The sequence below is a fragment of the Streptomyces sp. 150FB genome, assembly GCF_000818195.1.
Lineage (GTDB): Bacteria > Actinomycetota > Actinomycetes > Streptomycetales > Streptomycetaceae > Streptomyces.
The window spans coordinates 4,744,355-4,753,605 of record NZ_JTHL01000001.1 but is presented as its reverse complement, the minus strand read 5'-3'; the positions used below and the strand labels follow the sequence as shown (position 1 = coordinate 4,753,605).

Genomic DNA, 9,251 nt, shown 5'->3' with positions numbered 1-9,251 from the left:
TGCTCCGGCACCCGCGCCTCGGGGGCGCGCGCCTCGGACGCCCGCGCCTCAGGCCGCTTCGGCTCAGGAACGGCCCTACCCGGCGCCGCCGAGGCCGCCGGTATGACTCTCGCCCGCGCCGCGATCGCCGCCGCCTCGCTGTCCGTACCGGCGCTGGAGAACAGGTTCACCACGGCCAGCAGGCAGGCGCCGAGCACCACGAACACCGCCCCGAAGACCAGCGCGATGCGCGTACGGACGCCTCTGACGCCCCGGGCGCCGCTCACAGCGCGTATCCCACACCCTGCACCGTACGGATCAGCGGCGGTTCCCCCAGCTTCCCCCGCAGCTTGCTCAGGCAGACCCGCACCGCTCCCGTGAAGGGGTCGGCGTGCGCGTCCCACGCCCGTTCGAGGAGCTGCTCGGCCGAGACGGTCGCCCCGTCGGCCTCCAGCAGGATCTGGAGCACCGAGAACTCCTTCGGGGACAGGTCGAGCGCCCGCCCGTCCCGCGACACCGTCCGGCGTACGGAGTCCAGCCGTACGCCGTGCCGTTCGAGCTGCGGCGGTACGGGCCGGGAGCTGCGGCGCCGCAGGGCGCGTACCCGGGAGACCAGTTCGGGGAACTCGAACGGCTTGCCCAGATAGTCGTCGGCGCCCAGGTCCAGGCCCGCGACCCGGTCCTCCATCGAGGAGGAAGCGGTGAGCATCAGGATGCGCGTACGGGACGCGTCGGCGACCAGCTTGCGCGCCACGTCGTCCCCGTGGACGCGGGGCAGGTCACGGTCGAGGACGACGACGTCGTAGTCGTGCAGTCCCAGGTACGCGAGGGCTGCGTCGCCGCTGTAGACGGTGTCGACGGCGAAGCCCGCGCGACGCAGGCCGGTGGCGACCAGTTCCGCGAGGATCTCCTCATCCTCGGCGACCAGTACCCGCATGCTGCCGTCCCCTCGCGTCGTGCCCGTCCTGTCTCAGGATGTGCCCGTCCTACGGGAAAGAGTGTTTCGCAAAGCTCTCCGTCCCGGGCCGCCCCCGAATAGTTGTCCACAGCCTGACCACAGCCTGAGTTGTCCACAGGCAGTCGGGGCCGGTCATCGGCCGCCGTTAGAATTTCGAGCATGGCCGCCACCGAAGAGCACGCAGAGCCGGGTGGGAAGACGTACTACGTCACCACCCCCATTTACTACGTCAACGACGCTCCCCACCTGGGTCACGCCTACACGACCGTCGCCGGTGACGTGCTCACCCGCTGGCACCGCCAGCGCGGCGAGAATGTGTGGTTCCTCACCGGGACCGACGAGCACGGTCAGAAGATCATGCGTACCGCCGAGGCCAACGGCGTCACCCCGCAGGCGTGGTCCGACAAGCTGGTCGAGGAGTCGTGGCGGCCCCTCTGGCAGCACCTGAACATCGCCAACGACGACTTCATCCGCACCACGGAGGCCCGGCACACGGACCGCGTGCAGGAGTTCGTCCAGGACCTGTACGACAAGGGCGAGATCTACAAGGGCGGCTACGAGGGCCCGTACTGCGTGGGCTGCGAGGAGTACAAGCTCCCCGGCGATCTGATCGAGGGCGAGGGCGGCGTCAAGCTGTGCGCCATCCACAAGACTCCGGTGGAGATCCTCAAGGAGGAGAACTACTTCTTCAAGCTCAGCGAGTACGGCCCGAAGCTGCTGGCCCACTACGAGGCCAACCCGGGCTTCGTCCAGCCGGAGTCCGCGCGCAACGAAGTGCTGAACTTCGTCAAGCAGGGCTTGCAGGACCTCTCCATCTCCCGGTCGACCTTCGACTGGGGCGTGCCGGTGCCGTGGGACGAGAAGCACGTCATCTACGTCTGGGTCGACGCGCTGCTCAACTACGCGACGGCCGCCGGCTACGGCGCCGACCAGGCGAAGTTCGACGCGACCTTCCCCGCCGACGTGCACCTCGTCGGCAAGGACATCCTGCGCTTCCACGCGATCATCTGGCCCGCGATGCTGATGGCGCAGGGGCTGCCCCTGCCCGGCAAGGTCGCGGCCAACGGCTGGCTGATGGTCGGCGGCGAGAAGATGTCGAAGTCGAACCTGACGGGCATCAAGCCGCAGGACCTGACCTCGCACTTCGGCGTCGACGCCTACCGCTGGTACTTCCTGCGCGCGATCGCCTTCGGGCAGGACGGCTCGTTCTCCTGGGAGGACTTCAGCGCCCGCTACACCTCGGAGCTGGCGAACGACTACGGCAACCTCGCCTCGCGTGTCGCCGCCATGATCGGCAAGTACTACGGCGGCGCGCTGCCGGAGGCGACCGCCGAAGGCGACGCCGAGCAGGCCGTACGGGACGGCCTCACCAAGGCCGTCACCGAGGCGGACCGCAGGATCGGTGAGGAGCTGGACTTCGCGGGCGGTATCGCCGCGATCTTCGACTTCGTGAAGCAGGTCAACGGCTACCTGACCGAGCAGGAGCCCTGGAAGGTGGCAAAGGACACGTCCGACGCCGGTCAGGCGCGGCTCGCGACGGTCCTCTACACGGCGGCCGAGGCGCTGCGCGCGTGCGCCGTACTGCTCAACTCTGTGATGCCGGACACCTCGCAGAAGCTGTGGGAGTCGCTCGGCGCCGCCGAGGGCCTCGGCGCGCTCGCCGACCAGCGGGTGCAGGACGCCGCGGTGTGGGGGCAGTTGCCGGTGGGGGCGAAGGTGACGAAGGGCGCGGTGCTGTTCCCGCGTCTGGAGGAGAAGCCCGCGTAGCGCGACCCGCACAGCGCGAGCCCCGAACGGCGCGAGCAGGGCGCTGACCTCGTACGCGCTCTGACCGAAGGGCCCGGAAACCACGGTTTCCGGGCCCTTCGCGCGTGTGCGCGCCCCGACAGTTACCACTGTGGCGCAACTGTCAGGGGGACCGGCCTGAGCCGCCCCTAGGGTGTCGCCAACACCGAGTACGCGGGCGCAGAACGGCCCCGTAGCCGATCGGAGCGACCGCGTGAACGATTTTCTCCACACCTTTTTCGACTGGCACGAGATCACCAGTGCCCTGCCGACGCTGCTCACCGAGGGCCTCGCCAACACTCTCCTGATCGCGGCGCTCGCCATCGTCTTCGGTCTCGTGGTCGGCATGCTGCTGGCCGTCCTGCTGCTCTCCAACAAGCGGCTGGTGCGGCTGCCCGCCCGGATCTATGTGGACGTCTTCCGCGGCATGCCGGCGATCGTGACGGTCAGCCTCGTCGGCCTCGGCCTCCCGGCGGCAGGCATCCGGCCGTTCGGCAGGAGCCCGCTCGGCTACGCGGTCGTCGCCGTCGGACTGATATCCGCCGCCTACTGCGCGGAGATCTTCCGCTCCGGCATCCAGTCGGTGCCCGCGGGGCAGACGCAGGCGGGGCGCAGCCTCGGGATGTCGTACCTGAGCACCATGCGGCTGATCGTCGTACCGCAGGGCATCCGCAATGTGCTGCCGGCGCTGACGGGACAGTTCATCGTCGACGTCAAGGAAAGCTCGCTGGTCTATCTGCTGGGCCTCTCGGTCGGCCAGCGGGAGATCTACTTCATCGCGCAGGAGCGGCAGGCCGCCACGTACAACTCGTCGTCGCTGGTCGCCGCCGCGCTCTGCTACCTCGTGATCACGATCCCGCTGACGTACTTCGTCAACTGGCTGGACCGCAAGATGCGCGACGGGCCGTCCTCCGCCGCCCGGCCCGCGCCGCTCGCCCCGGCGGTCGGCGAGGAGCAGGCCGGAGCGCTCCTCGACACCGGCGACGGCACCGGCGCCGGAAGCCGTACGGGCACCAAGGAGGTCCAGGCATGACCAGCGAAACCGTGGCAGGGACGGCGCTCGCGCCGGCCGCCACCCCCGCCATCAGCGTCAGGGACCTCCGTAAGTCCTACGGCTCCGCCGAGATCCTGCGCGGTGTGAGCTTCGACGTGGCGCCGAGCGAGGTGGTCTGTGTCATCGGCCCCTCCGGGTCGGGCAAGTCGACCGTGCTCAAGTGCCTCAACCTCCTGGAGAGGCCCACCAGCGGCACGGTGTCCGTCTCCGGTGTCCCGCTCACCGATCCGGGCGTGGACGTCGACGCGCTGCGCGCCAGGATCGGCATGGTCTTCCAGCACTTCAACCTCTTCCCGCACCTCAGCGTCCTGGGCAACCTCACCGCCGCGCTGCGCAACGTACGGAAGATGAGCCGCGCCGACGCCGAGGAGCGGGCGCACACCCAGCTCCGCAGGCTCGGCCTCGGCCACCTGGCGGCCAGCCGGCCGGCCAACCTGTCCGGCGGGCAGCAGCAGCGCGTGGCGATCGCCCGTGCGCTGGTGATGCGGCCCGAGGTGATGCTCTTCGACGAGGCGACATCGGCGCTCGACCCGGAGCTGGTCAAGGGCGTCCTGGATGTCATGCGGGAGCTGGCGACCTCGGGAATGACCATGGTCGTCGTCACGCACGAGATGGGGTTCGCGCGTGAGGTCGCCGACCGGGTGATCTTCATGGACGAGGGCCGGATCGCCGAACAGGGCACGGCGCGGGACCTGCTGGAGAACCCGACGAGCCCGCGCCTGCGGGACTTCCTCTCGAAAGTCCTCTGACGGTACGCGTCGCGCGGCGCACGGCTCAGCACCAAACACACGGCACAGCACTGCCCGGAACAGCACGCCCGGACCAGCACAGATAGGACCCATCGCCATGAGAAACACCGCCATGAAGGCAACGGCAGCGGGATCGGCGGCCACCGCTCTCCTGCTCCTCGCGGGCTGCGGCGGCGGCAGCAGCTCCGCCGACAGCGACAAGTACGGACTCCAGGAGCCGGGCACGATCACGGCTGCGGTCTCCACCGACCAGCCGCCGTTCGCGAGCGCCACCAAGGAGGGCAAGCCGACCGGCTTCATCGTCGACCTCACCGACGAGGTCGCCAAGCGGCTGGACCTGAAGGTCGTCTACAAGGCGAGCACCGTGCCCGGTGCCCTCCAGGGCCTGACCTCGGGCCAGTACGACCTGGCCGCCTCCGGCCTCGGTGTGACCGCCGAGCGGCAGAAGTCGGTCAGCTTCACCAAGGGCCTGTACTGGTCCACGACCGATGTCCTGACCCGCACGAACAGCAAGGCCACGGCCCTGTCCGCGTTCAGCGGCAAGCCGGTCGGCGCCGTCACCGGCTCCGTGCAGCAGGACTTCGTCAAGCAGAAGATGTCCGGCGCCGTCCTCACCAACTTCCAGACCCAGCCCTCGGCGGTCTCCAAGCTGCTGTCGGGTGGCCTGGACGCGTTCGTCGTCGGCGGGCCCGACTCGGATGCCTACCGCAAGCAGTACAAGAACCTGCGGGTCGCCGTCTCAGCGCCGGTGGACCACCCGACCTCGATGGCCGTGGGCAAGTCGAACACCAAGCTCCTCAAGGCCACCGACGCGCAACTCGCGAAGATGGTCGACGACGGGACCTTCCTGAAGATCTACGACAAGTGGTTCACGGAAGCCCCGACCCCCCAGCTCATCAAGATCTGGCCGGGACTGGCGAAGCAGGTCAATAAGTGACAACGACCGACGCGGGCGCGGGGGCAGGCGCGGACGCCGGTGCGACCACCGGCACCAGCACCGAAGCCGGCACCGAAGCCGAGGAGATCCCGCTCCCGCACGGCGGCTCCGTATGGCGCCACGTCATCCGCACCCCGCTGCGCGACGGCACCGTACTCGTCGCCGACCTCTACACCCCCGGCCCCCGGCCCGTCGCCGGCCCCGTACTCCTGGAGCGGACCCCGTACGGCAGGAGGGAGCGCCGCGTCTCGGACGGCCTGCACCGGCACGACCCGCACGAGCGGGGCGAACCGATCCTGCCCGAGGAGCAGGCCGCCTTCTTCGCCGGGCGCGGCTTCAACGTCGTACGCCAGGACTGCCGGGGCCGAGGCGACTCCGAGGGCACCTTCGTGAAGTACCTCTGCGAGGCCGCCGACGGCTACGACACCGTCGAGTGGACCGCCGAGCAGTCCTGGTGCGACGGCCGGGTCCTGACCACCGGCGTCTCCTACTCCGCGCACGCGCAGACCGCGCTGGCCGCACTGTCGCCGCGCCACCTGACCGCGATGTTCGTCGACTCGGGCGGTTTCGCCAGCGCGTACGACGCGGGGGTCCGGATGGGCGGCGCCTTCGAGCTGAAGCAGGCGACCTGGGCCTACCGGCACGCGTTCCACAGCCCGGCTGCGCTCGCCGATCCGGTGGTACGCGCCGCGCTGGAGTCGCAGGACATGCGCGCCTGGTTCGGGGCGATGCCCTGGCGGCGCGGGACTTCGCCGCTGCGCTCGGTGCCCGAGTACGAGGAGTTCCTGCTCGACCAGTGGGAGCGCGGGCCCTTCGACGGCTTCTGGAAGCAGCTCGGGATCTACGGGCGCGGCTACTACGACGACTTCCCCGACGTGCCGAGCCTGCACATGGTGAGCTGGTACGACCCGTACATCAGGACCGCCGTCGAGAACTTCCAGCAGCTCGGCGCGCGCAAGAACAGCCCGGCGTACCTCGTCGTCGGCCCCTGGACGCACGGCGCGCGCAGCGTCAGCCACTCCGGCGACGTCGACTTCGGTCCCGCCGCGACCCTCGACGGGAACCTCGCCCCCGACTACCTGGAGTTCCGCGCCGAGTGGTTCGCCCGGCACCTGGCCGGCCCCGGCGAGGACGGTCCTGACCGCTATCCGCCCGTCCAGTACTTCCTGATGGGCGGCGGCAGCGGCCTGCGTACGGACGAGGGCAGGCTCGACCACGGCGGGAGCTGGCGGGTCGCCGACGCCTGGCCGCCGCGTGAGGCGGAGCCCGTACGGCTGTATCTGCGCGAGCGCGGCGCGCTGACGCGGGACGAGCCCCTCGCGGGCGTCGACAGCGAGATCGCCTACGACTTCGACCCGGCGCACCCCGTACCCACCATCGGCGGCCAGATCACCTCCGGCGAGCCCGTCATGGTCGGCGGCGCCTTCGACCAGCGCACCGACGACACGGTGTACGGCGGCGAGCCGCCGCACCTGCCGCTGGCGAGCCGCCCCGACGTGCTGGTCTTCGAGACCGACCCGCTGCCCGAGGACGTCGCGGTCGCCGGGCCCGTGGAGGTGCGTCTCGCGGTCTCGACGGACGCGCCCGACACCGATTTCACGGTCAAGCTGGTGGACGTGCACCCGCCGAGCGCGGACTACCCGAACGGGTACGCCATGAATCTCACCGACGGGATCCTGCGCGCCCGCTACCGGAACTCCTACGAGCGGCCCGAGCCCATGGAGCCCGGCGAGATCTACGACATCACGGTGATCGCGCCTGACACCGCCAACCTGTTCAAGGCCGGGCACCGGATACGGCTCGACGTCTCGTCCAGCAACTTCCCGCGCTTCGACGTCAACCCGAACACGGGCGGTACGGAGGCGGGGTCGCGGCGCAGGGTCGTCGCGACCAACCGGGTGCACCTCGCTCCGGGGACGCCGTCCTGGCTGACGCTGTTCGTGGTGGGTGAGCGGTCGTGAGACGACGCCACCTCCGGCTCGTCCGGCGCTCCCGCCAGGTCCCTGACCTGGCGGGAGCCGAGACCCGCGCCTAGAGTCGAAGCGTGGTGGTCGTGCTCGACGCAGAGGGGGCAGACGCTTCGGATTTCGTGGCGGGGACCTCCCCGCTCGCCGAGCTTCTGGCCTGTCTCCATGTGCTGGCGGAGCCCGAGCACCACCCCGAGTCGCGGACCTGGCTCGCGCGGGTCGGCGGCCGGCTCCCGGGACCGCTCGTGCAGGAGCTGCGCTATTACGCGCCGATGTGGGCGCGCTACCGCTGCCGGCTGTTCTTCCCGCTGCGCAAGCCGCTCGACCGGACCCTGCACGACGAGCTGGATTCGCTGCTCGGCCTCGACACCGGCGTCTTCGTACGGCTCGCGGCGAACGCGATCAGGGGTGTGGTGTTCCCCGGCGCGAACATCCTGCTGAACGCGTCCGAGCGGCGGGAGTTCATCAAGGCGTGCGAGCGGCGTTCCTTCTCGCGCGGGGAGCTGGCGAACGCCCTGGTGGACGACCCCGAGTCGTTCCGTACGGGGCTCGTCGACACGCTCTACCACTGCGCCGAGGCGTTCTTCGACGAGGAGTGGAGCCGCGTCGGACCCCGGCTGGGCGATGTCGCGGCCCGGGTGCGGGAGCAGTTGCGGACCGAGAGCGCCGGGGCGGTGCTCACGTCGGTCAGCCCGACCGCCACGGCGACCCAGCAACCGGCGCGCATCTCGTACGACAAGCTGCAATCGGCGCGGGGGACGATCCGGGATCGCGGCTGCTTCCTCGTGCCCACCATGCACGGCTGGCCGCACCTCATCCTGAAGCTGGACGAGGGGCTGCCGCTCGTCGTGCATTTCATCGCGGGCGACTGGGAACAGCGGCCGCCGGTGTCGCAGTCGCTCGTACGGGACCGGCTCTCCGCGATCTCCGAACCGGCCAGGCTCGAACTCTGCCGCCACCTCCTCGGCGAACCGATCACCACCTCGGAACTCGCCGAGCGCATGGGCATCGGCGAGCCGCAGGTGTCCCGGCATCTGCGGCGGCTGCGCGAGGTCGGTCTTGTGTCGTCGCAGCGCGAGGGGCGGATGGTGTACCACCGGCTGCACGCTGAGCTGTTGCTGAACCTGGGCGCCGACGTGCTCACCACGGTGATGCGGTGAGCAGGCCCGGAGCCTGAGGGGGCTGACGCTGAGGGGGACGCCTGGTCAGCGGGCCAGGGTCGCCTTGTCGCCCATCACCACCACCGGCTTCTTCGCCGGGTCGAGCCGGCCCAGCAGCTCCTTCATCCGCGCCTTCGGCAGCGACACGCACCCCTGCGTCGGGCCGCCGTGGTCGACGTGGAACCAGATGCCGCCGCCCTTGCGCGCGCCGAGCGGCCGGGTCCAGTCGAGCGGGGTCGTGCCGGGCTTCCGGTTGTAGTTGATCGCGACGACATAGTCGAAGGACCCGGCGAGCGACTCCCCCTTGAAGCCGGTGCCCGAAGCCGAGAAGGCGGGGCCGCGGTCGTACGGGAGTTTGGTGCCGGGGTCCGCCAGCCTGCCGCCCGCGTCGGTGAGCCCGAACACCCCGATCGGGGTGCGCAGATCGCCCTGGTGGTGGTCCTCGGTCCAGCCGTGCAGCGCGTTGTGCGCGGGCCACGGGTCGGTGACGGGATGCCAGCCGGTCGCCGGGTCACGCTCGTACATGACGGCGGTGTCCTGGTTGGTGTCCCGGGTGGCGCCGGTCACCACGACGGCCTGGGTGGTGCCGTCCGGGATCTCCGCCCGGGTCGCGGGGCCGAGTCCGGGCAGCTCGGCCGGGGTGACGGTCTGCGCCGCCGGGG

General features: G+C 70.5%; 8 protein-coding genes and 1 pseudogene. 6 read left to right on the top strand and 3 right to left on the bottom strand.

The window, feature by feature from the left end; all coding sequences use genetic code 11:
- Both QR77_RS47470 and QR77_RS20345 read right to left on the bottom strand, forming a co-directional pair.
- Positions 1-266, bottom strand: a pseudogene (locus QR77_RS47470) (hypothetical protein); the annotation flags it as partial.
- Complete coding sequence (locus QR77_RS20345) at positions 263-916, bottom strand: response regulator transcription factor (RefSeq protein ID WP_040023461.1); 654 nt, start codon at positions 914-916, stop codon at positions 263-265. The pseudogene QR77_RS47470 and the gene QR77_RS20345, both read right to left, overlap by 4 nt.
- Before the next feature lie 180 nt (positions 917-1,096).
- Between QR77_RS20345 and metG the strand changes: the two genes are divergently transcribed.
- The 6 genes from metG to QR77_RS20315 all read left to right on the top strand — a co-directional run bounded on the left by metG (position 1,097) and on the right by QR77_RS20315 (position 8,589).
- Positions 1,097-2,704, top strand: a complete 1,608-nt coding sequence (gene metG / locus QR77_RS20340; RefSeq protein ID WP_040023460.1) for a methionine--tRNA ligase — start codon at positions 1,097-1,099, stop codon at positions 2,702-2,704.
- Positions 2,705-2,936: 232 nt separating this feature from the next.
- Entirely contained in the window at positions 2,937-3,755 is an 819-nt protein-coding gene (locus QR77_RS45210) for an amino acid ABC transporter permease (protein ID WP_107068958.1), read from the top strand.
- A complete protein-coding gene (locus QR77_RS45205; RefSeq protein WP_052488918.1) occupies positions 3,752-4,525 on the top strand; it encodes an amino acid ABC transporter ATP-binding protein in 774 nt (257 codons plus the stop codon). The genes QR77_RS45210 and QR77_RS45205 overlap by 4 nt, the downstream gene beginning before the upstream one ends.
- A 97-nt stretch (positions 4,526-4,622) precedes the next feature.
- A complete protein-coding gene (locus QR77_RS20325; RefSeq protein ID WP_040023459.1) occupies positions 4,623-5,462 on the top strand; it encodes a transporter substrate-binding domain-containing protein in 840 nt (279 codons plus the stop codon).
- Positions 5,459-7,423 carry a CocE/NonD family hydrolase gene (locus QR77_RS20320; protein ID WP_078876920.1) on the top strand — a complete coding sequence of 655 codons (1,965 nt, stop codon included), beginning with the start codon at positions 5,459-5,461 and terminating at the stop codon, positions 7,421-7,423. The genes QR77_RS20325 and QR77_RS20320 overlap by 4 nt, the downstream gene beginning before the upstream one ends.
- Before the next feature lie 92 nt (positions 7,424-7,515).
- A complete protein-coding gene (locus QR77_RS20315; RefSeq protein WP_150130416.1) occupies positions 7,516-8,589 on the top strand; it encodes a DUF5937 family protein in 1,074 nt (357 codons plus the stop codon).
- Positions 8,590-8,634: 45 nt separating this feature from the next.
- Here the strand turns inward: QR77_RS20315 and QR77_RS20310 are convergent.
- A partial coding sequence (locus tag QR77_RS20310) for a L,D-transpeptidase family protein (RefSeq protein WP_040023457.1) occupies positions 8,635-9,251 on the bottom strand: 617 nt, incomplete at its 5' end.